The organism is Nostoc sp. ChiQUE02 (assembly GCF_034531305.2).
Taxonomy (GTDB): Bacteria; Cyanobacteriota; Cyanobacteriia; order Cyanobacteriales; family Nostocaceae; genus Nostoc.
In genome coordinates this window covers 231,353-256,630 of record NZ_JAVRBN020000002.1, presented here as the reverse complement: position 1 = coordinate 256,630, position 25,278 = coordinate 231,353, and the positions used below count along the sequence as shown (strand labels likewise).

The following is a 25,278-nucleotide window of genomic DNA, read 5'->3' as shown; positions in this document are numbered from 1 at the left end:
TAAAAAGTCACAGGGGTATTTGGTATCCCTTGACTTATTAATCCCTTGGGGTGGATGAAACTAACATTTAATCTGTGCTGACTGACGCAGCAATTCTATTCGCCAAGTTCAGGATATGAGGTCAGAGAACATTAATATATTTGAAGAAACACTTTATGAATCTTATTAATGACTGTAACTACACAGCAGCTTGCAACCCAAGACGCTTTTGAAAAATTCTTTTGGACTTGGCAGGGTTACAAAATTCAGTACACTGTCATGGGTACAGGACGACCTTTGGTACTTGTTCACGGCTTCGGTGCTTCCATTGGACACTGGCGCAAGAATATCCCAGTTTTAGCTAATGCTGGCTATCAAGTATTTGCCATAGACCTTTTAGGTTTTGGCGGTTCTGATAAAGCGCTCATTGATTACAGCGTGGAAGTTTGGGTGGAACTGCTGAAAGATTTCTGCACAGCACATATACACGAACCTGCTGTATTTATTGGCAACTCCATCGGCGCACTTTTGAGCTTAATAGTACTGGTAGAACATCCAGAAATTTCTGCTGGTGGTATTTTGATTAACTCTGCGGGTGGTTTGAGTCATCGTCCCCACGAATTGAACCCGCCGCTACGGATTGTGATGGCAGCTTTTAATCGGTTTGTGCGATCGCCAATTACAGGTAAATTTGTCTATAACCGCATCCGTCAAAAAGCCCAAATTCGCCGTACCCTCTACCAAGTTTACCGCGATCGCCAAGCCGTTACCGATGAATTAGTCGATTTACTTTATACTCCCTCTTGCGACCCAGGAGCGCAACAAGTCTTCGCCTCCATTCTCACAGCCCCTCCTGGCCCAAGTCCAGAGGAACTTTTGCCCAAAGTCGAACGTCCCCTATTAGTAATTTGGGGTGCTGATGATCCCTGGACACCAATTACCGGGGCCAAGATTTACGAAAAGGCGCGTGAGAATGGCAAAGAAATCAAAATTGTTCCCATTCCCAATGCCGGTCATTGTCCCCACGATGAGGTTCCAGATGTTGTTAATGTCCAGATTGTCGATTGGCTAGCACAAAGTTAGCTATTTCGTGCCAAGACGCAAATGCAAAGACACTTTCAGTCGATGCGCCTTGGGCCATACAGGGCAGAAATGGGGCTAACAATCTGGGTGAGTGGATCTTAATTTTTCTAATTGCACCTTGACAGAATCAAACTCGTATGGTGTGTAATGGAGCTTGATGTGCGTAATGGATATAAAGGGTCAATTCCCTTAAATCACCATCCAGATTTTTCTAAACAAGGCTATCAACTTATCAGCGAACTAGGACGCAACCGAGAAGCAGGACGCATTACTTACCTAGCTAATGTCCTCAACTCTAAGCAACAGGTGGTGATTAAAGAGTTTTGTTTTGCTCGTGCGGATGCTGATTTGTCAGGTGTGAAAGCTTATGAGCGCGAAATCGAAATTCTGCAGCAACTCAATCATTCTCGCATCCCTCGCTATATAGATTCTTTTGAAATACCAGGGGCTTTTTATCTAGTGCAGGAACATAAAAATGCCCCATCTTTAGCCTTAACAAGCAGCTTTTATCCAGAAGAAATAAAGCAAATTGCTTTGTCAATTTTAGAAATTTTGGTTTATCTACAAAAGCAAATTCCGCCAATTATTCATCGGGATATCAAACCAGAAAATATTTTGGTTGATGAGCAACTAAATGCTTATCTGGTTGATTTTGGTTTAGCTAGAATACAGGGTGCAAAAGTCGCTCTTAGCACCTTTGTAGCAGGAACCCCAGGTTTTATGCCACCAGAGGAACAGTTTGGTCATTCTCTGACTGAGGCATCAGATTTATATAGTTTAGGAGCAACACTGATTTGCTTACTTACTAATACCCCTTCTGTTGAGATTGGGAAATTAATTGATGATAACTATCGCTTTAATTTCCAGCAATTAGTTCCTCAAATCAGTCCACGTTTTCGGTCGTGGTTAATGAAAATGGTGGAACGCAACCGGAAACGTCGCTATGCTAATGCGGCTATTGCTTTAAAAGCACTTGGGCCAATTGAGGTTGTTAGTAGTGCCACTAGGATAGATAATTTAATCAGGACAATCAAACCTAAAAAACGAGCTACAGTGCTGGGACTAGCCGCTATTGTTACACTGGTTGCGATGGGGGCAACTTTGATGAGTTGTCAGCCTGGTAATACGGTTAGGCAATTGCTGGAAGCTACAGAATGTCAAAGTTTTGATTTAAGCTCAAGTTGCCAAGAAAAAACCGGAGATTAAGATCAATTAGGTCGTATTCGGCTAAGGATTACAACGGTTTCCGATTGAATAAACTACACCTGTAGAGGCACAATATATTGTGCCCCTACAATTATGTGTATTTCACGCTTGTGAAAATTGCTGTCATTTTTATGGCTATCAAAGATTCGCTAACGGAGTTATAAGACTACACGCCTTATAGCCTATTTGGGTTAATAATTTAATTGTGATAAATTATTTCTTACTTTCTCCAGTATCTCTTGATATAGAGGATCTTGAAGACCACTTCCGAAAGACCCACTTAAATATTGTTGTAAAAGGTTTTCTGCTGTTTTGTAATCTTTCCTAGCACTTTCTTTATTCCCTAAATCCTTGTAAAGATTACCTCTTAATAAGTACTCGTCAACATTGGAACTACTATCACCAATTAATTGAGTCAAATCTGAAATCTCTTTCTGTTTTTCGCCTAATTTTTCATAAGCCCTAGCCCTATTCCAGTATGCAGGACTACTAAAACCAAGCCTACCTGTATTTTGCCTAATTACTTCGGTATAGTCTACTACTGCGGCTTTGTAATTTCCAAGTGCATGGTAAGCATTGGCACGATGATAGTAGGGTTCTTCAGCTTTAGGATTTAGCCTAATTGCTTGCGTGAAAGAAGAAACTGCGGCGAGTGAGTCTTTTTGGCAATCTTCTTGAAAGTGTCCCATGCCTATGAAGTCGTCTATTGTATTAAGATGTGGTGGCATAGGAGTTTGGCAGTCAGTAGAGGCATTAGAAGCTGGTATTTGTGCAAGTAATGGTAGCGAAAAACCTAGCAGCACAATAGATGATGCATAAGCTAATAAAGAAGGTATAGAGAAAACAAATTTCATAATTTATATAATCCAGAAAGATTTTTAGTTAACGTAGAACTAGTGTTCACAGGTTGCACCTTTCACTAGGGAAGCCGCATCATCTCAATAAAAACATTATATTGTCAAAAATAATTAAAGTAAGCTTATAAGATGCCTTATAGCCTTGGCTAACGCACCATCCCAATAAACAAGCCTAAAGCTTGGGCAATCTATTCTATAGGTAAGGATGTCTGCGGCATGAATCTGGAGGAATAACTATCTATAACAGTACGATTGTTCTACTATAAACTGATTAAAGATAGTATTATTAAGGACTGTTTCATAGGAAACTCCCTCTTCGCCGCCCAATATGTCAGACCAACAGCTAGCAGCATCCTTGAATGGACATCTTCCGTACCCCAGCCACAACAGCCAGAATACCATTCGGATTCGGGGTGCTAGGCAGCATAATCTGAAAAATATTGACTTGGAATTGCCACGCGATCGCCTAATCGTATTCACTGGCGTTTCTGGCTCTGGTAAGTCTTCCCTAGCCTTTGATACCATTTTCGCTGAAGGGCAACGTCGCTACGTGGAATCCCTCAGCGCCTACGCAAGGCAATTTCTAGGACAACTAGATAAGCCGGATGTGGAAGCAATTGAAGGCTTAAGTCCAGCAATTTCCATAGACCAAAAGTCAACTTCTCATAACCCCCGTTCTACTGTCGGTACGGTGACAGAGATTTACGACTATTTGCGACTGTTGTTTGGTCGGGCTGGTGAACCCCATTGTCCGATATGCGATCGCTGTATTGCACCCCAGACAATCGATGAGATGTGCGATCGCATCATGGAATTACCAGAACGCACCCGCTTTCAAATTCTTGCACCCGTTGTCAGGGGGAAGAAAGGCACACACCGTAAGCTTTTGTCAAGTCTGGCTTCTCAAGGTTTTGTCCGCGTGCGGATCAATGGCGAGATCCGCGAGCTGTCAGATTCCATTGAATTGGATAAAAATTTTACCCACACCATCGAAGTGGTAATTGACCGCTTGGTAAAAAAAGATGGTATCCAGGAGCGTTTGGTTGATTCCCTGTCTACGTGTCTCAAGCAATCGGGTGGTATTGCAGCCATTCTTGTGAGTCTGCTTGGTGACGACGGACAAGAAAAAGAAGAAGAATTAGTATTTTCGGAAAATTTTGCCTGTCCAGAACATGGGGCGGTAATGGAGGAACTATCGCCGCGATTGTTCTCCTTTAACTCGCCTTATGGTGCTTGTCCGCACTGTCATGGCATCGGGACTTTAAGGAGATTTGCGCCAGACTTGATCGTACCCGATTGGGAAGCGCCAGTTTATGCTGCGATCGCGCCTTGGTCAGAAAAAGATAATTCTTATTACTTGGAATTACTCTATAGTGTGGGACAGATTTATGGCTTTGAGTTACAGACAAATTGGAGCAAGCTAACAGAAGAACAACAGCAAATTGTTCTCTATGGAGAGAAAGATGAACGAGCCGCAGAGGCAGGGAGGAAGCAGAGTTTTAAAGGTGCTATTCCAATTTTGCAACGGCAGTATGAGGGTGGTTCGGAATTAGTTAAACAAAAATTAGAGCAGTATTTAATCGATCAACCGTGTGAAGTTTGTAAGGGAAAACGGTTAAAACCGGAAGCCTTGGCGGTGAAGTTGGGACAATATGGAATTTTAGAATTAACTAGCGTATCAATTCGGGATTGTCGAGAGAGAATTGAGCAATTCAAGTTGAGCGATCGCCAGTTACAAATTGCTGATTTAGTCCTGAGAGAAATCAAAGCCAGATTGCAATTTTTGTTGGATGTAGGTTTAGATTACCTCACCCTTGACCGTCCCGCCATGACCCTTTCCGGTGGCGAAGCCCAACGGATTCGTCTAGCAACGCAAATTGGTTCGGGTTTAACAGGAGTTCTCTACGTTTTAGATGAACCAAGTATTGGTTTGCATCAACGAGATAATGGCAGGTTGCTCAAAACCTTAACGAAATTGCGCGATTTGGGTAATACATTAATTGTCGTTGAACACGATGAAGAAACAATTCGTGCAGCTAACCATATAGTTGATATCGGACCTGGTGCAGGAATTCACGGCGGAAATATTATTGCCCAAGGTAATTTTCAGGCGTTATTAGCAGCAGAAGATTCTTTGACGGGTGCATATTTATCAGGAAGGCGAGTAATTACGACACCAGCAGAACGCCGAGAAGGAAATGGGCGCAGTTTGGGAATTAAAAATGCCCATCGCAACAATTTACAAAATATAGATGTAGACATTCCATTAGGTAAACTTGTCTCCATCACTGGTGTGTCTGGTTCTGGCAAATCTACACTGATTAACGAATTACTATATCCATCTCTGCAACACCATTTAACTAAGAAAGTTCCCTTACCCAGACATTTGGATAAAATTCAGGGATTAAACGCGATTGATAAAGCGATCGTTATCGATCAATCCCCAATTGGACGCACACCACGTTCTAACCCTGCAACTTACACAGGAATTTTCGATGCCATTCGGGATGTTTTTTCCCAAACAGTAGAAGCGAAAGCTAGGGGTTACAAACCTGGACAATTTTCCTTCAACGTTAAAGGTGGACGTTGCGAAGCTTGTAGCGGACAGGGTGTGAATGTTATTGAAATGAACTTTCTCCCTGATGTTTACGTGCAATGCGAAATTTGTAAAGGTGCAAGATACAACCGCGAAACTTTGCAGGTGAAGTATAAAGATAAGTCGATTTCTGATGTTCTGAGAATGACAGTTGAGGAAAGTTTAGACTTTTTCCAGAATATCCCCAAAGCGATCGCGCGTTTGCAAACTTTATTTGATGTTGGCTTGGGTTATGTCCAACTAGGACAACCTGCGACTACCTTATCTGGTGGTGAAGCGCAACGGGTAAAATTGGCAACAGAACTATCTCGACGCGCCACAGGTAAGACACTTTATTTAATCGATGAACCGACAACAGGGTTATCTTTTTACGATGTCCACAAATTGTTAGATGTGTTGCAACGTTTGGTAGATAAAGGTAATTCAATATTAGTAATTGAACACAATTTAGATGTGATTCGTTGTTCTGACTGGGTGATAGATTTGGGGCCAGAAGGTGGCGACAAAGGGGGAGAATTGATTGCTGTGGGTACACCAGAGGAAGTTGCAAAAAATCCCAGGTCTTATACTGGGCAATATTTGCAGCAGGTGTTAAAACAGTATCCGGCGGTGAAGAAGTAGCACGGTGCTTTAGTGAAAGATAAAGCATCTGACAAAGCTTGTTGAGAATGCCAAGTTTAGGCTTTACCGTAAAGCACCATCAATCTAGACTTTATGTCTGGTTTAAAAATATTTAATTTTTGAATGTTGTATTGCAGTATGGATGAGTCAACTGTGCATTATCTAAAGAACCTAAGCCACCATCTGCTTTTCTTGTTTTGTGGTCAATAGATATAGAATGATTGTGGAGATAGCCACCACAAATTTTACATCGTTGAACTTTAGGTAAAGCATCTCTGATGAAAGCTGCCGCTTTTGTCTCCCGTGAAAAATTTTTACCTTGGATTTCACTGGTATTAGCTCTAGTTTTCATCTTTTCGAGGTTGTTTTGGGAAAACAGCTAATTAGCCATCTCCCCCCTTTTGCCAAAACTGCTTTAAAATCTCCCCAGGTTTTCGATCCCATGTGTCAATATGTTCGTATATCAAATTATCTTGATTGAGTTTATACGTTGAATAGCCATTAAAAAGCAAACCAGCTTTCCAAGGAACGCGCAACACTCCCCGCACCGTCCAATTTGCTAGAATCGTATCTTCGGCTGACTGATAAACCTCATGTACATCAAAGTAAATTTGGGTAAAAAATAGCCGAGCATGAAATCGCAATGTCCAAAATATAATCCGATAGTTAAATTTGTATTTGAATGTATTTACCGGGTCTTTAAAATAGATATCCTGTGTATAAATGTGATATGAAATATCTTTTTCAAAAAGTGTTGGTAAATCCTCTTTTAAAGTTTTAATTACCTGTTCCATCGATAATTGAGATTCCACGCGCATTTTTCCTTAAAAAATCTTTTTTAACAACCGTCGCCAAATTGAAGATGTAGGGAGGATCCCACTTATACAAAAATACCAAAGGAAAGTCTAGTATAAGGACTACGGAAGACGAATTTGGGCTAAACCTATGACCCCCGAAGAAAAACAACGTTTACAAGCCGCTGCAAAAGAGATCGCGTCAATCCTGTATAAAAATACATCACCAGAGGCATTAGAGACTCTCAAAGGGATCGAAAAAACAGTACGATGCCTACGGTTTTTGCTAGCCTACGCTTTCTTCGCTGATTTAGGCAAGAAACAGGCGAAGAATTTTTGTGCTTATTTGAACAAGCATCGGAGCCGAATTGTCAATTATGCTTACTATCAAGCAAAACAGCTTTGCTCTGTTGGTTCTGGGGCAGTGGAGTCTGCTATTAAACAGATCGGTATGAGGTTGAAACTTTCTGGTTCTCAGTGGCATCCATTCAATGTTCCCTCCATACTACAATTACGTTGTGCCTATCTCAATGGTCAACTCGCTATTTGATATTTTTTCAAAAATGGGATGCTCCCGGCATCAATATTCGGATGGTTATTATTGGTTTCAAGAAGCAATCAAACGTGAGGCAGATCCTAGAGATATAGATTCTGAAATCAAGCGAGTAGTGAAAAATGCTAAGGATGAAAACAAGCGTCGGCAAGTAATAACCTACCTACTAAACAAAGATCCACAGCGGTATGGTCGGGCGAAGTCTTATATGAAAAATTTAAAGAATAAAATTTGAATCAGAAAATAAAATTACATCAGAAAATCAAAAGAGGAACTAAGTAAAATTTAATGTAATGCAAGTGTTACTCTAGCGTTACACTACAAATGAATCGATATGGTTGCATCGCATGGATTTTTTAACAATTTTAGGATTAGCTGCCGCCACAATAACCACAATCTCTTTTTTGCCACAAATGTTTAAAACTTGGCAAACAAAATCAGCAAAAGATGTTTCTTTGATTACGCTGATTACATTCATAAGTGGTATTTTTTTATGGCTAATCTATGGAATTTATTTACAATCCTTGCCAATTATTCTTGCTAACGCCGTGACATTGGTTTTTAACTTCATTATTCTATGGCTTAAAATTAAATATAGATAAACTTGCCTCTAAGAAACACCTGTGACATCATCTGTCTTTGACTCTGAACGTATTCTATTTACGCCCACCACCCCAGACACTAACGCTATCCCCATAATCTTTGCCTTTCCCAACGAGTACAGCGTAGGTATCACTAGCCTTGGCTATCAAGTGGTTTGGGCAACCTTAGCAATGCATGATGATGTGCAGGTGAGTCGCCTGTTTACAGATACTTACGAACAACTCCCCAGAACCCCAGAAATTGTAGGATTTTCGATTTCCTGGGAACTGGATTATGTGAATATTTTAAATCTGCTGGAATCTTTAGAAATTCCCATTCTGGCAACTTCTCGCGATGATTCACATCCGATAATTTTTGGTGGTGGGCCCGTTCTCACAGCTAATCCCGAACCTTTTGCAGATTTTTTTGATGTCATTTTGCTGGGGGATGGCGAAATCCTGTTAGGGAATTTTATTGAGGCTTACAAAGAAGTAAGAAATGCCTCAAGACAAACTCAACTAAAAAGACTTGCACAAATTCCAGGAATTTATGTCCCCAGTTTGTATGAGGTGGAATATCACACTAAAGATGGTGAAGTAAAGTCCATTAAACCGATTTCTCCCGAAATTCCCGCAGTGGTGCAAAAGCAAACTTACAGAGGTAATACACTATCAGCATCGACTGTAGTCACCGAAAAAGCCGCATGGGAAAATATTTACATGGTGGAAGTGGTGAGAAGTTGTCCAGAAATGTGCCGCTTTTGTTTGGCGAGTTATCTCACACTACCTTTTAGAACAGCCAGTCTGGAAGATTCATTAATTCCAGCGATCGCAAAAGGTTTAGAAGTCACAAATCGGCTAGGATTATTGGGGGCTTCTGTTACACAGCATCCAGAATTTGAGACTTTGCTAGATTATATTAGTCAGCCAAAGTATGATGATGTTCGTCTCAGTATTGCCTCAGTGCGAACCAATACTGTAACAGTGCAGTTAGCAGAAACTTTGACGAAACGAGACACGCGATCGCTTACCATTGCAGTGGAGAGTGGTTCCGAAAAAATCCGGCAAATCATCAACAAAAAGCTGCATAATGACGAAATTATCCAAGCGGCGGTAAATGCCAAAGCTGGTGGATTAAAAAGCTTGAAACTCTACGGAATGGCAGGAATTCCCGGTGAGGAACCAGAGGATTTAGAGCAAACCGTGGCGATGATGCGTAATATCAAAAAAGCTGCGCCGGGATTGCGGTTAACATATGGATGCAGCACCTTTGTACCCAAAGCACACACACCATTTCAATGGTTTGGGGTAAATCGCCGAGCCGAAAAGCGGTTGCAGTTTTTGCAAAAACAGCTAAAACCACAGGGAATAGAATTTCGCCCAGAAAGCTATAATTGGTCGATTATACAAGCTTTGTTATCGAGAGGCGATCGCAGACTTTCCCAACTCCTGCAACTTACTCGTGACTTTGGCGACTCCTTGGGTAGCTACAAACGTGCTTTCAAGCAACTCAAAGGACAAATCCCCGACTTAGATTTCTACGTCCACGCCGAATGGTCAACAGAACAAGTATTACCCTGGAGCCACTTGCAAGGACCTCTGCCACAGTCTACACTACTAAAGCATTTGGCTGATGCTAAGAGTTATATTAATCCATCCCCAAAAGAATTACAGCCATTGAATTCCTAGCTGAAAACTTGATGCAAAACACAGCTGAGTATTACTGCGCCTATTGCGGCGAACCGAACTTAACTTTTATTGATTTGAGTGCTGGAGGACAGCAATCTTACGTTGAAGATTGTCAAGTTTGTTGTAACCCAAATATTTTGTATGTGCGGGTTGATGAAGATACCCTAGATATCGAAATTGATACTGAATCTGAAAGCTGAATTTTAGGTTTTTCTTTCCATGCTGCACTTTAAACATTCCTCAATCATTAATGCCTCACCAGAAGTAGTTTGGAAATTTCACGAAAGGCCAGATATTTTGCAACTCTTGAATCCACCTTGGCAGCCAGTCCAAGTGGTTCGTCGTGAAGGAGGGCTAAACGTGGGCGCTATCACCGAATTTCGCTTGTTTCTTGGCCCATTACCCTTAACTTGGTTAGCCCGTCATACCGAATGTGAAAAATATCGCCTGTTTACCGACGAACAGATATCTGGCCCCTTTGAATCTTGGGTACATCGACATGAATTTGAACCGGAAAATGGCAAAACCAGATTAACTGACACTATTTCCTTCTCTATGCCTGGTGGAGGAGCTGTTGAATTTGTCAGTGGTTGGCTAGTGCAAGCGCAATTAGAAGCAATGTTTCGCTACCGCCACTATGTAACTAAACGGGAGTGCGAGTCCTGATAAGCTAATGGCCATTCCTGTTTCCGAATGATTTACTTTTAGTTTTAGTAAGCGACTCCAGCCCTTTAACCTATCTGGCAAAAATTAATTATCCTGATTCTTCAAGCCTTGTCGGGAAACCCATTTTATTAAACCAGGAAACAACCGATACAAAACCTGGGAGAAATTCGCCGAACCAACCATTACTTCCGACTTCTTATTCTTGACTGCATCCCAAATAGCATTTGCCACATCTTCAGGCTTTTCAACTATAGGATTTTTCAACACATTTTCGAGTTGTTCACGCCGCCTTTGAGCCTCTTGCTCATCCTTACCCCGGAAAACTGCTCGTTCCATCAAACTACTATTAATCAAATTCGGATAAATGCCACAAACATGAATACCTTTTGGTTGCAATTCTGCTTGTAGCGCTTCTGTTAAACCTGTTACACTAAACTTACTAGTACAGTAGGGAACCAAGTAAGCAGTAGGTACTTTACCACCGATGGAACTTAAATTAACAATGGTTCCACTTCCTCTCTGGAGAAAATGAGGTAAAAGGGCATTAATTGTATGGATATATCCCCATAAATTAGTATCTATAATTTGATGCCAATCACTCAGAGAAAACTGCTCTACTGGTCCCGATGCGAAGATGCCTGCATTGTTTATTAACACATCTATATAACCATAATGCCCCAATGCCTTTTGCACCAATGTATGTACCTGAGAGGCGTCAGTGACATCGCAAGTAACAGTCAATGGTGCTGCACAACCAAGGCTTTGCACTTCCTGCGCTACAGCTTCCAAATGGTTAGTATGACGAGCTGCAATTACAAGATTATATTTTTGCCGAGAAAATAAAAGAGCAGTTGCTTTACCAATACCTTCAGAAGCACCTGTAATCAGTACCGTAGGAGCCATACTATAAAATTTTTAAAATATCATTATTTGCTCTTTCTTAGTTTCGGCAATAACACCCAGGAAACCTTCTAACTTTCGTTAGATTTTTTTGATAACTTAAATACTATTTCGCTAATTTCAAAGTATTTCCTGACAATCTAAATCTCATCCTTTAGACTTGTTTACACTTTAGTACTACAGACAGATAGCTCTAATTTATTAGTTAAATAGGATGAGAAAGATAATTTAATTCTTCAGGAAAATCAACAATGACACTTTACCCAAGTGATGTAACAGAAAACGCATACAATGGCAAGGATCGTAATGCCTTAGAGTTGGGATTTACTCCTCAGTCGGAACTTTGGAACGGTCGTTTAGCTATAGTTGGTCTTGTCGCTTACCTAATTTGGGATCTTAACGGCTACAGTGTAATGCAAGAAGTACTCGACTTCATACCCTACTCTTACCGCTAATTATGTTACTATCCTTTTCGCCAGCTTCGGCTGTTTAGAAAGTAATACATGGAAAAGTCTAGTTTCTATAATTACCAAGCCAAATAGTGTTATTACATATATTCTCGAACCTCTCAACCGAAAATATTTGTTGGTATCCGCTTCTATGTGTAATAATAGTTAAAGTATCTTAATATTTAGAAACATTTTAAAGTATTGGCACTGTCCAATGCGAAATGCTGATCACTAAAAGAGTTTTCTGGCTGGTGGTTAGTATTTTTTGTGGTGACTATATTTTAGGAATTTTCACCTGAATACTAGGCGGAGTAAAAGCGTGATTCAATTAGAACAACCACCCAGTCATCAAACAAAACTTACCCCAGTAGTGAAAAGTAAATCTCAGTTTAAAGGACTTTTCATTGCTATTGTCATTGTTAGCGCATGGGTTGTTAGCCTGAGTTTATTACTTTCTCTTGACGTCTCCAAGTTAAAATTTTGGATGTTATTGCCTGTTATCCTATGGCAAACTTTTTTATACACGGGATTATTTATTACATCTCATGACGCTATGCATGGCGTAGTGTTTCCCCAAAATACCAAGATTAATCATTTTTTTGGAACATTAACTCTATCTCTTTATGGCCTTTTACCCTATAAAAAACTATTGAAAAAACATTGGATGCATCACCACAATCCAGCAAGTCAACTAGACCCAGATTTTCATAATGGGAAACACAAAAATTTCTTTGCTTGGTATTTTCATTTTATGAAAGGTTACTGGAGTTGGGGACAAATCATTGCTCTGACTCTTATCTATCACTTTGCTAATCACATCCTTCATATACCCCATGCTAATCTAACAAGCTTTTGGGTGATTCCCTCGCTTTTAAGTTCATTCCAATTATTTTATTTTGGTACTTTTCTACCCCATAGTGAACCCATAGGAGGTTATATTCAGCCTCATTGTTCTCAAACGATTAGCCGTCCAATTTGGTGGTCATTTCTCACGTGCTATCATTTTGGCTACCACGAAGAACATCACGAGTATCCTCATGTTCCTTGGTGGCAGTTACCAGAAATTTACAAAGCAAAATAGTTCTTGTTTATTTAAATCTCATGGCAACAAGAGTCACACGGTAATCTATATAGTTTGAGCAAGGCATTCTTTTAGATTATCCTGCTTATGCCAATTAATAATTCTCGTCTTGTCACCTATAGCCCTGCTTATACAATCGTTCCCACTTACGAGTGCTTTAATCGATGTAGTTACTGCAACTTTCGCAGTGAACCGGGTAAAAGTACCTGGATGAGTCTTTCAGATGCAGAGAGTATTTTAAAATCACTTAAAAGCGAAAAAGTTTGTGAAATCCTCATACTCAGCGGTGAAGTGCATCCCCATTCGTCAAGGCGTCAGGCGTGGTTTGAGCGGATTTATGATTTGTGTGAATTAGCGCTTTCAATGGGGTTTTTACCTCACACAAACGCGGGGCCATTAAGTTTTGAGGAGATGGAAAAACTCAAGCGTGTGAATGTTTCGATGGGGCTGATGTTGGAACAGTTAACGCCAACATTGTTAAATAGTGTACATCGGCACGCACCGAGTAAATTACCAGAAGTTCGTTTACAACAATTGCAATGGGCGGGAGAGTTGCAGATTCCCTTTACAACGGGGTTACTGTTGGGAATTGGGGAAAGTGTAGATGATTGGTGGGAAACATTAACAGCTATATCTCAACTACATCAACGTTATCACCATATTCAAGAAGTTATCCTGCAACCTCATAGTCCAGGATATCAGCAAACCTTTGATGCACCACCTTTTGACCCTCATCAGTTACCAGAAGTAATTGCTAAAGCACGTCAGATTTTACCGCCAGATATTACTATTCAAATTCCGCCCAATTTAGTTAAAGATGACCGATGGTTACTGGCTTGTATCGAAGCTGGTGCGCGAGATTTGGGTGGAATTGGGCCAAAAGATGAAGTAAATCCCGATTATCCTCATGTTCAGGAACAGGCATTGAGAGAAATTTTACAACCTGCGGGGTGGGAATTGGTGCCGCGTTTACCGATTTATCCGCAATTTGATAGTTGGTTGTCGGGAGAATTACAAACAGAGGTGAAGCGCTGGCGCAAGACTCTAAACCCAGTTTCTTTTTCATAAGAATAGGAAAGTAAAAATTTTCCCATCTCGTAGTAGTTTTTTTGCTGACGAGTATTTGAGGTGCGTTCATCCACCTTTGAACTCCATTAATGAGCCTTTGAACTCCGTTAATGAGCCTTTGAACTCCATTAATGAGTCTTTGAACTGGATTCATCTACCTTAATTCTGTATGATCTCGATTATTATGAGCATCATTGCTATATTTTTTACCTATGGTTAATAGTACTGACTTACTCGCAAACCTCTACAACGCCTTTAACCCCTTTGAACCCTTACCCGCAGGCGATCCAAAATATGTAGATTGTCAGGATGTACGGGGAGATGCGGATATTTTGCAAGAATTGGGAAATCGGATGCAATTGGCAAATACAAATACTTGCCAATTGTATTCTGGTCATCGGGGTGCAGGGAAGTCTACAGAATTACTCAGGTTAAAGAAGTATTTAGAAAATCGGAAATTTTATGTAGTCTATTTTGCAGCTGATGAAGAGGATATCGATTCTGAAGATGCCCAATATACAGATATTCTCCTCGCCTGTACCCGCCGTTTGCTCAAAGATTTAAAAGGAATTGCTAGTCCTCGTCCCATACTCGATTGGTTGAAAGATCGTTGGGTAGATTTAAAAGATTTGGCGCTGACTCCCATAGAATTTGAGAAGATGGCTGTAGAAGTGCAGCTTGCTCAATTCGCCAAGTTGACCGCAAATTTAAGAGCTGTTCCTGAATTACGCCAAAAGATTCGTCAAAAAATTGATCCTCACACCGTAACTTTAATTCAGGTGTTAAATGAGTTTCTGGTGGATGCAAAACAGCACTTACCCAATAGCTACAATAAACTGGCCGTAATTGTCGATAATTTAGATCGGATGGTGTTAGTTAAAGACGGCGATGGCCGCACCAACTATGAGGAAGTCTTTTTAGACCGCAGCGAACAACTCCAAGCTTTAGATTGCCATTTGATTTACACTGTCCCCATTTCAATGGTGTATTCTACCAGGGCAACAGACCTCAGAGATATCTACGGCGACCCCCAAATTTTGCCGATGATTATGGTCAACACTCTCAAGGGGGAAGTTTACCAGCCAGGACTCAAGAAAGTTAAGGAAGTAATTAACAAGCGAGTCCGGCAAATTGCCCCCGAACTATCACTAGAGAAGGAAATTTTTGACAGTCCCCAAACTTTAGACAGACTTTGTTTAATGAGTGGAGGTCATGTGAGGAATTTGCTATTGTTAACTCAAGATGCCATTGGACGCAGTGAGGAATTACCTGTTTCAGAAAAGGCGGTGCGACGAGCAATTACTCAAGCCAGAGATACTTATCGCCGCGCTGTGGAAAATCATCAATGGCGTCTGTTAGCGGAAGTGTCTTGTTCTAAGCGGATTATTAATGATGACTTATATCGGAGTTTGATGTATAACCGTTGTCTTTTAGAATACCGCTATTTGGATGATGATGGAGAGATGCAGCGTTGGTATGATATTCATCCACTGATTCAAGGAATTCCAGAATTTAAAGAAGCCGTAGCGAAACTTTCATGAACCCAAATTTAAGCGATTGGGATGATGATTTATCCCCAGAACCAGAAGAAGCTTATCAAGACTTGCTTCGCGCACTGAAGCGTAAATCAGGATTTGGTTTGTTTTTTGTCCAATGTACACCTGTGGAAGCAGACAAGTTGATTGTCAAACTTCCCCAGGACATTCCGCAGAAAAAGATTGCAGTTTTGCGGTTGGTTGAGGCGATTGATAATTTATATCAGCCAGTGACAGAGTTTATTAAAGACAAGCAAGTTGATATTTTATTAATTAAGGGTTTGGAATATTCTTTATATAAGTATGAAAAAAGAAGTTTTGGTGAAATTACTGAAGGAAAATTTAGCAATTTAACCAGTGTTCCGCATATTTTAAATCATTTAAACCAACAGCGAGAACGCTTTAGAGATGACTTTCCCATTAGCTTTGTTTTTCTTTTGCGTTCATTTTCGATAAACTATTTTATTCACCGCGCCCCAGATTTTTTTGATTGGCGTTCTGGCGTGTTTGAATTACCGACAACGCCAGAATTAGTAGAACAAGAATCAAATCGTCTTTTGTTGGAAGGAGACTATGAAGAATATTTGCAACTCAATACTGAACAAAAGATAGAGAAAATTTTGGAAATTCAGGAACTTCTTAGTGAAACATATCAAAAATTAATTCGTAGGTCTAATTTATTATTTAAAATGGGAAATTTGTTAGTTGCTGTTAACGAGTATGAAGGATCTCTCACATCCTACGACCAAGCACTGAAAATTCAACCTGATTATCATTATGCTTGGAATGGTAAAGGTAATGCGTTAGCGAATTTGGGGCGCAATATAGAAGCGATCGCATCGTATGATCAAGCGCTGAAAATTATACGAGATTACCACCAAGCTTGGTATAACCGGGGCAATGCGCTAGGTAAATTAGGACGCAATGAAGAAGCGGTTTCATCCTACGACCAAGCACTGGAAATTCAACCAGAATTACACCAAGCTTGGTACAATAGGGGTATTGTGCTACGAAAATTAGAACGTTTTGAAGAAGCGATCGCATCCTACGACCAAGCACTGAAAATTAGACCAGATGATTATTTGGCTTGGAACCTTCGGGCTATAACACGATGGAATTTAAAAAGCTAAGAAGATGCGATCGCATCCTATAACCAAGCACTTAAATTTAAGCTAGATTACCACAAAGCTTGGTACAATCGGGGCATTGCGCTACGCAAATTAGGACGTAATGAAGAAGCGATTGCATCCTACGACCAAGCAGTGAAAATCAAACCAGATTATCACGAAGCTTGGTACAGTAAAGCTTGCTATTATGCTCTCCAAGATAATATTGAACAGGCACTAGAAAACCTACAAAAAGCAATTAATCTGAATCCTGACGAATATCGAAAGATCGCAAAAACGGACTCAGATTTTGATGCTATCCGGGAAAATGAGCGCTTTCAAGCTTTAATTGAATAACCGAAATTAATAGCGATCGCTCAGGTGCAGACAAGCACCAGCAAAATAGCCTCAAATAAATACCCACGGTGAACTAATTCACAATGCATCCCTCAAAGGAGAGAGATAGGAGCCTAAACCCTGTTGTAAAATAGACATATAAGGATTCGGGGGGCCATTTAACTGGTCATAAACGCCTATAGAAACTATTTTTGGAAATCTCCAAGGTCTGAAGTCCAGCCAGCTGAAGCAACTACAGCGGCTGTATCACCAGCGCATACCAGGCGATCGCATCACCACGCCTGAGTTTTCCCAGCGTCTGGCAGCAATTAGCACAGAAGTCAATCAGCCTGTGTGCGCCTACATCAACCGTCGCGGACAAGTGATTCGCGTCGGGGTAGGCACACCGCGCCAAACGCAAATACCACCGATGGAATTGCCCCGTTACGGTGCAGAACGACTCAGTGGTATTCGTTGTATCGCTACCCATCTCAAGCCAGAACCGCCAAATGAGGCGGCGCTCACGGCGATGGCACTGCAACGTTTAGATGCCCTAGTTGTCCTAAATATTACTGGAACCGGATTTACACGGCGGGGAGGCGGTGCGACTGGCTATGTCAAAGAAGCTTATCTAGCTCATCTGACACCCCAAGAGTCTCGCACCCTGATTACTAGTCCTGCTGCTCCCAAGATAGGGGAAAGCCAAATCCAATCTCCAAGTTGGAATATATCGCCACCTCTGGACTTGGACGATCTGGCAGACCAGGATTTAGTAGACTTGGTAGAAAATTTGGAAGCGGAATTCCAGCGGGAATTTATCGCCCAGGAAGTAGATGCTGACCACGATCGCGTGCTGATTGTGGGGCTGATGACCAGTGAGATGACTCCCCTACAATTCCAAGACACCCTATTAGAATTGGCACGTTTAGTTGATACTGCTGGGGGAGATGTATTACAGACATTACAACAAAAGCGATCGCGCGTTCATCCCCAGACAGTAGTTGGCGAAGGTAAGGTGCAAGAAATTGCCCTAACTGCTCAAACACTAGGAGTCAATCTCGTCGTCTTCGACCGCGACCTCTCACCCTCCCAAGTCCGCAACTTAGAAATGCAAATTGGTATCCGGGTAGTTGACCGCACCGAAGTAATTTTGGATATTTTTGCCCAACGCGCTCAATCTCGTGCCGGTAAATTGCAAGTAGAACTAGCACAGCTAGAATATATGCAACCGCGACTGGCTGGTAGAGGTCGCACCATGTCCCGATTGGGTGGTGGTATTGGGACTCGTGGCCCTGGTGAAACCAAACTGGAAACTGAACGCCGTGCAATTGGGCAGCGTATTTCCCGACTGCAAAAAGAAGTAACTCAGTTACAGGCCCATCGTTCGCGGTTACGGCAACGAAGACAGCATCGAGAAGTTCCTTCAGTAGCTTTAGTTGGATATACCAACGCTGGCAAGTCCACTTTGCTGAATGCTCTCACGAATGCAGAAGTTTATACAGCCGACCAGTTATTTGCCACTCTCGATCCCACCACGCGCCGCCTGGTGATTCCTTATGGCGAAACCAATGAACATCAGGAGATTCTGATTACAGATACAGTAGGGTTTATACACGAACTGCCTGCATCGTTAATGGACGCCTTCCGCGCCACCTTAGAGGAAGTCACAGAAGCCGATGCCCTACTGCACTTGGTGGATTTGTCTCACCCCGCTTGGTTGCGTCATATTCGCTCAGTCAGAGAAATCTTGGCGCAAATGCCAATAACTCCTGGCCCGGCACTAGTGATTTTTAACAAGATTGATCAAGCCAATAGTGAGACATTGGCTTTAGCTAGAGAAGAATTTCCCCTCGCGGTATTTATTTCTGCGAGTCAGCGCTTGGGATTAGAAACCCTACGCCAGCGCCTTGCCAAACTGATTGAATACGCCGTTGACTCTCAGTAAATACCGAAATAAATTTTTAACTTCTAGTTTAAAATGCCGTAGTTACTATTAACTACGGCATTTTCTATTGAAAATAACAGATATTTCTGCTTTGCTCTTTGCTAAAGCTTTATCGAGTTATGTGGAATTTGCTGAATGACAATGTTGCAAAATACGTGCTACAACAATTGATTAATGGTATTTTCCTCTTTGGAACTAATACAGTAATTACATTTTTTATTTTGTGAATAAAGTCTAATATAGGACTCATATTTGATTTTTGAAATATACGTAGGGTGCGTTATGCCTCTGGCTAACGCACCGTCCGAAGGCTTTGGTGCCGTACTCTCGCCGATAACACACCCTACAGATACTTAGATTTTTTCAGAAATCAAATCGGATTCCTATATACAACCTTGTAATGTATTGATTTAACTATTTGCCCTAAGTTACTCACGCTCGTTTGGTACTCCAAATCAGTGTATGGAGGATTTCAGTAGAGGTAGTTCTCGGCAATCAGGCTAATTTTCTTGCCAAATGCGCCGATGGGTAGGTGTACAAAATCAGAAGGGGCAAAAAATGGCTGCACGCTCTTCTATACAAGACTTTGAGGGCAATGGAACTTTAAAACGATCTACGCACCTTACTGGGACTGGTTTTCAGCGATTTCCATCTGGTGTTATGACTATTCCCTGTGTTATGATTCAGTGGTTGACGCAACTGCACCTTGAAAACCAAATACAGCAAAGCTTTCAGACGCCAGCGATTGCAATTAACCAAAATCCCTATTAGGGATTGAAACCAGCACAAGTCTACTCTTATAAGCCTTTCCCTTACTTCCTGTAATTGCAATTAACCAAAATCCCTATTAGGGATTGAAACCAGCACAAGTGGTGGATTAGGTGGAATTATACATTGCAATTAACCAAAATCCCTATTAGGGATTGAAACGGGTCTTACCACGCTTATAAGTAACACTGATTAACATTGCAATTAACCAAAATCCCTATTAGGGATTGAAACTTTTCAATCGAGCATATAGCAGTAAAATGTTAGATTGCAATTAACCAAAATCCCTATTAGGGATTGAAACCAGAGGCGATCGACGGCAAGCACATTTTTATAATTGGATTGCAATTAACCAAAATCCCTATTAGGGATTGAAACGTCAGTGACTGCACAGCCAACTACAACAAGTGCAATTGCAATTAACCAAAATCCCTATTAGGGATTGAAACTGAAAGTCTCTGAATGCTTGCAATGTGTCTAAAAATTGCAATTAACCAAAATCCCTATTAGGGATTGAAACTTCGCGTTGTGTCCCGCGTTATTGGGACTATTGATTGCAATTAACCAAAATCCCTATTAGGGATTGAAACTATCACAATATCAGAGATAATATTCAGCGAAATTGCAATTAACCAAAATCCCTATTAGGGATTGAAACTACGTGAGTTCAAAATTCCCATATACGGAGACATCACAAATTGCAATTAACCAAAATCCCTATTAGGGATTGAAACCCGAAAAATTTGCGGCGTGTCGATTGACTTCCATTGCAATTAACCAAAATCCCTATTAGGGATTGAAACACCTCTGTGGCAAACCCGCCACTAAACCATTAGAATTGCAATTAACCAAAATCCCTATTAGGGATTGAAACTTAAGATTAAGCGATCGCGAAAACGAAGTATTTCAGATTGCAATTAACCAAAATCCCTATTAGGGATTGAAACGCATCGGGAAAGCAAGAGCCAGGGCCATTAGCAATTGCAGTTATACAAACCAAATCCATCTGCGCGGACTAAAAAAATAAACAAGTAAGACCCTTGTTATAACCCGCATGGTGCACCAAGCAAGTGCGATAGGTAGATTTTGCCCGTGTAGACGAGGTTTTTAACTTATGAAAGTGGGAGATATAAAACTTAGCCAATATCTCTTTTTGTGCTAACTTTGACCTCTTGTCTTTTGACATCTATTACTAATTCACTGACAATTTATAAAAGCTTCCCTATCTATAGAGGGATGCTTTTCTATATAAGAAGGTTTAATAAAGAGAAAATATACGGAAATTTGCTTTCATTTGATTATGATTAATCAAGCTTTTGGAAGTAGCGATCGCTAGAATATTTTCCCCGATCTATTGATAATCTATGTTTAATTAAAAAAGAAACTTGAATAGTATAGAATCTCCACCTAAAAATTTTGGACTGTTGAATTTGGACTCAAATAAAAAATTAGAGGGAGTTTCAATAGAGGAATACAAGTATGGAATTTTTATCCAATTCAGTTGTGTTATCACGGATGCAATTTGCACTGACTGCGATATTCCATATACTTTGGCCCGTCTTGACTACAGGGATGGGAATTTATCTGGTTATCATTGAGGGACTATGGCTAAAGACTCGTAATCCAGACTACTACCTCCATGCTCGCTTTTGGTCTAAGTTATACATCCTGAACTTTGGGATTGGTGTAGCAACGGGTATCCCAATGGAATTTCAGTTTGGCACTAATTGGGCACCTTTCTCGGAAGCGGTAGGCAACTTTTTTGGCAGCGTCATCGGTTTTGAAGCCTCTTGGGCATTCATGCTGGAAGCTGCTTTTTTAGGGATTATGTTATTTGGTTGGGAACGCGTTAATCCCACCATTCACTATCTCTCAACAATTTTAGTTGCCGTTGGCGCAAACCTATCAACCCTGTGGATTTTGACAGCAAATTCCTGGATGCAAACTCCTTCGGGTGGAGAAATGGTCAATGGTAAATTTGTTGTTCACGATTATTTTCAAGCAATTTTAAATCCCTTCATGGTCAACAGTGTGCTGCATATGTTCTTTGCCACACTGGAGACTTCGCTGTTTGTTATTGGTGGAATTAGTGCTTGGTACATTCTCAAGGAACGTCATCCAGCTTTCTTTTCGTACTCTTTGAAGATTGCTTTAGCCGCTGCTGTTGCAGTTGCTCCATTACAAATATACATTGGGCATTTGAGCGGCGAACAAGTCTATCACTACCAACCCACAAAACTCGCAGCAATGGAAGCACAGTGGGAATCTTCACCAGCGGGACAGCCTGCGGATTGGAGTCTTGTGGCTATACCCAACGAAAAGGCGCAAAAAAATGACTGGGAAATCACTGTTCCCAATGCGCTGGGATACATTCTGGAATTCAAAAAGAATCTTTCTGAACCAGTACGTGGCTTAAAGGAATGGAAACCAGAAGATCGTCCTCACATGGTGGGTTTGATTTACTACGCTTTCCGCGTCATGATTGCCATTGGCTTTTTCTTAGCCGGATTAGTGCTATTGACTACTCTGCAATGGTTACGCGGTAAACTCTCACCAGAAAATATTACTCAACAGCGTTGGTTGATGCGGGCTTGGATGTTTGCAGCTCCTCTAGGATACATCGCCGTAGAGTCAGGCTGGATTGTCCGCTGTGTAGGAAGACAGCCCTGGACACTATACGGGCAAATCCGCACGGTTGATGCTGCTTCTCGTCTACCCGCTAGTAATGTCTTAGTTTCACTAACTGGCTTTGCTACAGTTTACAGCTTTTTATTTATTGCAGTTTTGTACTTTGGCAGCCGCATTATCCAGAGAGGCCCAAATCTCGACTTACCAGTACCAGGTGTAGAAATTACTAAACCCGCAGTAGATACAACCCCTGGAGAGTTTGTTCCAGATGAACGCCCTGTGGAAGCACAACAGTGAGTTTATTTTGAAAATGGAGAGTGGAAAAGGTGGGGAGGTGAGGGAGATAAGGAAGTTTGAGCCTTTGAGGCTGACAGTTGAGCCTTTGAGGCTGACAGTTGAGCCTTTGAGGCTGACAGTTGAGCCTTTGAGGTCGAAAGTTGAGCCTTTGAGGTCGAAAGTTGAACCTTTGAGGCTGACAGTTGAGCCTTTGAGGCTGACAGTTGAGCCTTTGAGGTCGAAAGTTGAGCCTTTGACCAATGTCTAATACCCAAATTCATTAGGAAATTTTATGGAGACGCTCAACTATCTTCTGCCCCAAGTATGGTTTGTGATTTTAGCTCTCTTTTTATTCCTCTACGTCATGCTAGATGGATTTGACTTAGGGGTGGGGATATTATCTCTTACCTCCTCTGATGATGAACGCCGGGGCATTTTGATGACTAGCTTGAGCAACATTTGGGATGCTAATGAAACTTGGCTAGTTCTCATGGCTGGAGGTCTATTTGGTGCATTTCCCCTAGCGTATGGCACGATTTTAAATGCTTTATATATCCCAATTTTTCTAATGGTGTTTGGGTTTATCTTTCGTGGCGTAGCATTTGAGTTTCGTGAACAAGCAAACCGCAAATTATTTTGGAATTTCGCCTTTGGGGCGGGGAGTTTTAGTGCCGCACTTGGTCAAGGATTCGCTCTTGGTGCTGTGCTGAAGGGTATTAATGTTGATGAGGCGGGGCACTTTATTGGTACAACTTGGGATTGGTTGAGCCTTCCATCGGTGCTGGTGGCTTTGACATTGATTCAAGGATATGTACTGATTGGCTCAACCTATCTTATTTGGAAAACTACAGGGGAATTGCAGGAAACTCATTATAAAACTGCCAAAATTGCTGCTTGGACAACCTTAATTGGCGCGATTTTTATCACGATTACGACACCAATAATTTATGAAAATGCTAGGTTGCGCTTGTTTCAGCAGCCTCTAGTTTATATCTTTGCCATCATTCCCGTGTTGGGAGTGTGGTTAATTTGGCAACTCATTAGAAGTCTTGACCGGAAAGAAGAAAGAGCACCTTTTGTTTGGACGATTCTGCTGTTTGCGTTGTCGTTTATTGGCTTAGGATTGATTGTGTTCCCCTACATTATTCCCAATAAAATCACTATCTATGAAGCATCTGCCGATCCCAGTTCGTTGGTAATTATGCTCATCTTTATTGGCTTTCTCATCCCGGTGATGCTGTTCTATAACCTTTACCAGTACATTGTTTTCCGAGGTAAGGTGACTGGCGGTCACTATGGGGAATAAAGATGGAGTATAGCATTTAATTAATTCCTAGCGAATTAAATTTGGCAATACTCTGCGTACCTTGGGTTCCTCAGTATTTAAAAACGCTACGATGTTATGCAAAACTGTACTAAGCAGAAATATCCAAGCGATCGCCTCACTTTTAACAACCAGCAATATCACCCAAAGCTAGTGGTAAAATCAATTGTTTAAAGCATCACCAAACTACCTTGCGCTTCTTCCTCTAGTTCATAACCATTAGCCAATTTTTCAATTGCTTGGTCAATCATTGCCAAACCCTGATCTACTTTTTCAACTAAACTTAGCTGTCCTCGGAGTTCGGCAGCACCTACGAAACCTTTAGCATACCAAGTCATGTGCTTACGGGCTTGACGCACACCGCGATCGCCTTTATATTCCCACAAGGCTTGTAAATGATCTCTTGCACATTCCAAACGCTGAATCGGAGTAGGTGCCGGTAATATCTCCCCAGTTTTCAGGAAGCGATCGATTTCTCCCACCAAAAACGGATAACCCAAAGTTCCACGGGAACACATGACGCCATCAGCGCCAGTTTGTTCTAAACATTTCACAGCTGCTTCAACGGAGAAAATGTCTCCATTCCCAATCACTGGGATAGAAAGCACTTCTTTTACACGGGCAATCCATTCCCAACGGGCATTGCCATTGTACCCTTGGGCACGGGTGCGTCCATGTACTGTGATCATTTTCGCCCCTGCATCTTCCATCCGCTTGGCAAAGTCGAGAATAGTAATTTCGTTGTCATTCCAACCAATACGGGTTTTTACTGTCACAGGTACATCAACAGCTTTTACCACTTCTCGCACAATTGCTTCTGCCACTTCCGGTTGCCGTAACAACGAAGAACCACCACCATTTTTAGTGATTTTATTTACCGGACAACCCATATTAATATCAACAGTGTCAGCACCTTCTGCAACTGCCTTGATTGCTGCTTCCGCTAGGAAATCTGGACGACAATCAAATAGTTGAATGCTAATTGGACGTTCATTGGGGTCTACCTCCATGATTTTGGGTAACTGCTTGACATAATGTAACCCTGTAGCATTCACCATTTCGGTATACATCATCGAATCTGGGGCATAGCGACGCACAAGACGGCGAAACACCATATCCGTCACTCCAGATAGAGGCGACTGGAGAACCCGACTTTTTACCTCAAACGATCCAATTTTGAGGGGTTGGGAGAGTCTAGCTTGGAGAATGGGAGAGAGCGAAATCATACAAGAAAATA

23 protein-coding genes, 1 pseudogene and 1 CRISPR repeat array are annotated in these 25,278 nt (G+C 41.4%); of the genes and pseudogenes, 19 read left to right on the top strand and 5 right to left on the bottom strand.

All coding sequences use genetic code 11. The annotated features are described in order from the left end of the window. Positions 1–168 precede the first annotated feature (168 nt). Both RM347_RS03315 and RM347_RS03310 read left to right on the top strand, forming a co-directional pair. The gene (locus tag RM347_RS03315; protein ID WP_322718061.1) at positions 169–1,062 is read left to right on the top strand and encodes an alpha/beta fold hydrolase; all 894 of its coding nucleotides are present in this window, start codon (positions 169–171) and stop codon (positions 1,060–1,062) included. A gap of 147 nt (positions 1,063–1,209) precedes the next feature. Continuing rightward, positions 1,210–2,268 carry a serine/threonine protein kinase gene (locus tag RM347_RS03310; protein WP_322718060.1) on the top strand — a complete coding sequence of 353 codons (1,059 nt, stop codon included), beginning with the start codon at positions 1,210–1,212 and terminating at the stop codon, positions 2,266–2,268. 191 nt (positions 2,269–2,459) lie between these two features. On the opposite strand, the gene RM347_RS03305 is transcribed toward RM347_RS03310, so the two are convergent. Then, entirely contained in the window at positions 2,460–3,122 is a 663-nt protein-coding gene (locus tag RM347_RS03305) for a tetratricopeptide repeat protein (protein ID WP_322718059.1), read from the bottom strand. 331 nt (positions 3,123–3,453) lie between these two features. Here RM347_RS03305 and uvrA point away from each other — a divergent pair, with 331 nt between their 5' ends. Then, positions 3,454–6,342: an excinuclease ABC subunit UvrA gene (gene uvrA, locus RM347_RS03300; protein ID WP_322718058.1), complete on the top strand. Its 2,889-nt coding sequence runs from the start codon at positions 3,454–3,456 to the stop codon at positions 6,340–6,342. A 112-nt stretch (positions 6,343–6,454) separates the two neighbouring features. Here the strand turns inward: uvrA and RM347_RS03295 are convergent, their stop codons facing one another. After that, entirely contained in the window at positions 6,455–6,694 is a 240-nt protein-coding gene (locus tag RM347_RS03295; RefSeq protein WP_322718057.1) for an HNH endonuclease, read from the bottom strand. Positions 6,695–6,725: 31 nt separating this feature from the next. Next, a complete protein-coding gene (locus tag RM347_RS03290; RefSeq protein ID WP_416211890.1) occupies positions 6,726–7,160 on the bottom strand; it encodes a DUF2358 domain-containing protein in 435 nt (144 codons plus the stop codon). Between the two features lie 295 nt (positions 7,161–7,455). Here RM347_RS03290 and RM347_RS03285 point away from each other — a divergent pair. The 6 genes and pseudogenes from RM347_RS03285 to RM347_RS03260 form a co-directional block, all read left to right on the top strand. Then, positions 7,456–7,686, top strand: a pseudogene (locus tag RM347_RS03285) (ISKra4 family transposase); the annotation flags it as partial. Between the two features lie 13 nt (positions 7,687–7,699). After that, positions 7,700–7,924 (top strand): hypothetical protein, encoded by a 225-nt coding sequence (locus RM347_RS03280; protein ID WP_322718055.1) that lies wholly within the window; start codon positions 7,700–7,702, stop codon positions 7,922–7,924. Positions 7,925–8,036: 112 nt separating this feature from the next. Further along, positions 8,037–8,291 (top strand): SemiSWEET transporter, encoded by a 255-nt coding sequence (locus tag RM347_RS03275; protein WP_334774063.1) that lies wholly within the window; start codon positions 8,037–8,039, stop codon positions 8,289–8,291. A gap of 21 nt (positions 8,292–8,312) precedes the next feature. Continuing rightward, positions 8,313–9,959: a B12-binding domain-containing radical SAM protein gene (locus tag RM347_RS03270; RefSeq protein ID WP_322718054.1), complete on the top strand. Its 1,647-nt coding sequence runs from the start codon at positions 8,313–8,315 to the stop codon at positions 9,957–9,959. Positions 9,960–9,970: 11 nt separating this feature from the next. Further along, the gene (locus RM347_RS03265; RefSeq protein WP_012411100.1) at positions 9,971–10,159 is read left to right on the top strand and encodes a CPXCG motif-containing cysteine-rich protein; all 189 of its coding nucleotides are present in this window, start codon (positions 9,971–9,973) and stop codon (positions 10,157–10,159) included. A 19-nt stretch (positions 10,160–10,178) separates the two neighbouring features. Continuing rightward, on the top strand, positions 10,179–10,625 hold the full coding sequence (locus RM347_RS03260) for an SRPBCC family protein (protein WP_322718053.1): 447 nt from the start codon (positions 10,179–10,181) through the stop codon (positions 10,623–10,625). Positions 10,626–10,709: 84 nt separating this feature from the next. Here RM347_RS03260 and RM347_RS03255 read toward each other — a convergent pair whose 3' ends face one another. Beyond that, positions 10,710–11,528 (bottom strand): SDR family NAD(P)-dependent oxidoreductase, encoded by an 819-nt coding sequence (locus RM347_RS03255; protein WP_322718052.1) that lies wholly within the window; start codon positions 11,526–11,528, stop codon positions 10,710–10,712. A 248-nt stretch (positions 11,529–11,776) separates the two neighbouring features. On the opposite strand from RM347_RS03255, the gene RM347_RS03250 reads away from it, so the two are divergent. From RM347_RS03250 to cydB, 10 genes are all read left to right on the top strand, one after another. After that, positions 11,777–11,980, top strand: a complete 204-nt coding sequence (locus RM347_RS03250) for a high light inducible protein (RefSeq protein ID WP_322718051.1) — start codon at positions 11,777–11,779, stop codon at positions 11,978–11,980. Between the two features lie 313 nt (positions 11,981–12,293). Continuing rightward, positions 12,294–13,055: a beta-carotene ketolase CrtW gene (gene crtW / locus RM347_RS03245; RefSeq protein ID WP_322718050.1), complete on the top strand. Its 762-nt coding sequence runs from the start codon at positions 12,294–12,296 to the stop codon at positions 13,053–13,055. Positions 13,056–13,142: 87 nt separating this feature from the next. Then, positions 13,143–14,123: a 7,8-didemethyl-8-hydroxy-5-deazariboflavin synthase subunit CofG gene (gene cofG / locus RM347_RS03240; protein ID WP_322718049.1), complete on the top strand. Its 981-nt coding sequence runs from the start codon at positions 13,143–13,145 to the stop codon at positions 14,121–14,123. Positions 14,124–14,335: 212 nt separating this feature from the next. Then, positions 14,336–15,664: an AAA family ATPase gene (locus RM347_RS03235; RefSeq protein WP_322718048.1), complete on the top strand. Its 1,329-nt coding sequence runs from the start codon at positions 14,336–14,338 to the stop codon at positions 15,662–15,664. After that, positions 15,661–16,788: a tetratricopeptide repeat protein gene (locus tag RM347_RS03230; protein ID WP_322718047.1), complete on the top strand. Its 1,128-nt coding sequence runs from the start codon at positions 15,661–15,663 to the stop codon at positions 16,786–16,788. Before RM347_RS03235 ends, RM347_RS03230 begins: the two co-directional genes overlap by 4 nt. A 9-nt stretch (positions 16,789–16,797) precedes the next feature. Continuing rightward, complete coding sequence (locus RM347_RS03225) at positions 16,798–17,121, top strand: TPR end-of-group domain-containing protein (RefSeq protein WP_322718151.1); 324 nt, start codon at positions 16,798–16,800, stop codon at positions 17,119–17,121. A gap of 178 nt (positions 17,122–17,299) precedes the next feature. Then, on the top strand, positions 17,300–19,045 hold the full coding sequence (gene hflX / locus RM347_RS03220) for a GTPase HflX (RefSeq protein WP_322718150.1): 1,746 nt from the start codon (positions 17,300–17,302) through the stop codon (positions 19,043–19,045). A gap of 744 nt (positions 19,046–19,789) precedes the next feature. Continuing rightward, a CRISPR array of direct repeats spans positions 19,790–20,760; the repeat unit is 37 nt; unit sequence ATTGCAATTAACCAAAATCCCTATTAGGGATTGAAAC. Positions 20,761–21,292: 532 nt separating this feature from the next. Next, positions 21,293–22,738 carry a cytochrome ubiquinol oxidase subunit I gene (locus RM347_RS03215; RefSeq protein WP_322718046.1) on the top strand — a complete coding sequence of 482 codons (1,446 nt, stop codon included), beginning with the start codon at positions 21,293–21,295 and terminating at the stop codon, positions 22,736–22,738. Between the two features lie 13 nt (positions 22,739–22,751). Beyond that, positions 22,752–22,985: a hypothetical protein gene (locus tag RM347_RS03210; protein ID WP_428850506.1), complete on the top strand. Its 234-nt coding sequence runs from the start codon at positions 22,752–22,754 to the stop codon at positions 22,983–22,985. Positions 22,986–23,009: 24 nt separating this feature from the next. Continuing rightward, on the top strand, positions 23,010–24,023 hold the full coding sequence (gene cydB, locus RM347_RS03205) for a cytochrome d ubiquinol oxidase subunit II (RefSeq protein ID WP_322718044.1): 1,014 nt from the start codon (positions 23,010–23,012) through the stop codon (positions 24,021–24,023). A gap of 188 nt (positions 24,024–24,211) precedes the next feature. On the opposite strand, the gene dusB is transcribed toward cydB, so the two are convergent. Then, complete coding sequence (gene dusB / locus RM347_RS03200) at positions 24,212–25,267, bottom strand: tRNA dihydrouridine synthase DusB (protein WP_322718043.1); 1,056 nt, start codon at positions 25,265–25,267, stop codon at positions 24,212–24,214. Positions 25,268–25,278: the final 11 nt, after the last annotated feature.

What these genes read in the sequence shown, in the direction of transcription:
- uvrA (WP_322718058.1), top strand. Translation starts at nt 3,454, where the DNA reads ATGTCAGACCAACAGCTAGCAGCATCCTTGAATGGACATCTTCCGTAC.
- cofG (WP_322718049.1), top strand. Translation starts at nt 13,143, where the DNA reads ATGCCAATTAATAATTCTCGTCTTGTCACCTATAGCCCTGCTTATACA.
- RM347_RS03280 (WP_322718055.1), top strand. Translation starts at nt 7,700, where the DNA reads ATGGGATGCTCCCGGCATCAATATTCGGATGGTTATTATTGGTTTCAA.
- dusB (WP_322718043.1), bottom strand. Translation starts at nt 25,267, where the DNA reads ATGATTTCGCTCTCTCCCATTCTCCAAGCTAGACTCTCCCAACCCCTC.
- RM347_RS03210 (WP_428850506.1), top strand. Translation starts at nt 22,752, where the DNA reads ATGGAGAGTGGAAAAGGTGGGGAGGTGAGGGAGATAAGGAAGTTTGAG.
- RM347_RS03215 (WP_322718046.1), top strand. Translation starts at nt 21,293, where the DNA reads ATGGAATTTTTATCCAATTCAGTTGTGTTATCACGGATGCAATTTGCA.
- RM347_RS03290 (WP_416211890.1), bottom strand. Translation starts at nt 7,160, where the DNA reads ATGCGCGTGGAATCTCAATTATCGATGGAACAGGTAATTAAAACTTTA.
- RM347_RS03260 (WP_322718053.1), top strand. Translation starts at nt 10,179, where the DNA reads ATGCTGCACTTTAAACATTCCTCAATCATTAATGCCTCACCAGAAGTA.
- RM347_RS03305 (WP_322718059.1), bottom strand. Translation starts at nt 3,122, where the DNA reads ATGAAATTTGTTTTCTCTATACCTTCTTTATTAGCTTATGCATCATCT.
- RM347_RS03255 (WP_322718052.1), bottom strand. Translation starts at nt 11,528, where the DNA reads ATGGCTCCTACGGTACTGATTACAGGTGCTTCTGAAGGTATTGGTAAA.
- RM347_RS03250 (WP_322718051.1), top strand. Translation starts at nt 11,777, where the DNA reads ATGACACTTTACCCAAGTGATGTAACAGAAAACGCATACAATGGCAAG.
- RM347_RS03265 (WP_012411100.1), top strand. Translation starts at nt 9,971, where the DNA reads ATGCAAAACACAGCTGAGTATTACTGCGCCTATTGCGGCGAACCGAAC.
- cydB (WP_322718044.1), top strand. Translation starts at nt 23,010, where the DNA reads ATGGAGACGCTCAACTATCTTCTGCCCCAAGTATGGTTTGTGATTTTA.
- RM347_RS03275 (WP_334774063.1), top strand. Translation starts at nt 8,037, where the DNA reads ATGGATTTTTTAACAATTTTAGGATTAGCTGCCGCCACAATAACCACA.
- RM347_RS03295 (WP_322718057.1), bottom strand. Translation starts at nt 6,694, where the DNA reads ATGAAAACTAGAGCTAATACCAGTGAAATCCAAGGTAAAAATTTTTCA.
- RM347_RS03315 (WP_322718061.1), top strand. Translation starts at nt 169, where the DNA reads ATGACTGTAACTACACAGCAGCTTGCAACCCAAGACGCTTTTGAAAAA.
- RM347_RS03230 (WP_322718047.1), top strand. Translation starts at nt 15,661, where the DNA reads ATGAACCCAAATTTAAGCGATTGGGATGATGATTTATCCCCAGAACCA.
- RM347_RS03310 (WP_322718060.1), top strand. Translation starts at nt 1,210, where the DNA reads ATGGAGCTTGATGTGCGTAATGGATATAAAGGGTCAATTCCCTTAAAT.
- RM347_RS03235 (WP_322718048.1), top strand. Translation starts at nt 14,336, where the DNA reads ATGGTTAATAGTACTGACTTACTCGCAAACCTCTACAACGCCTTTAAC.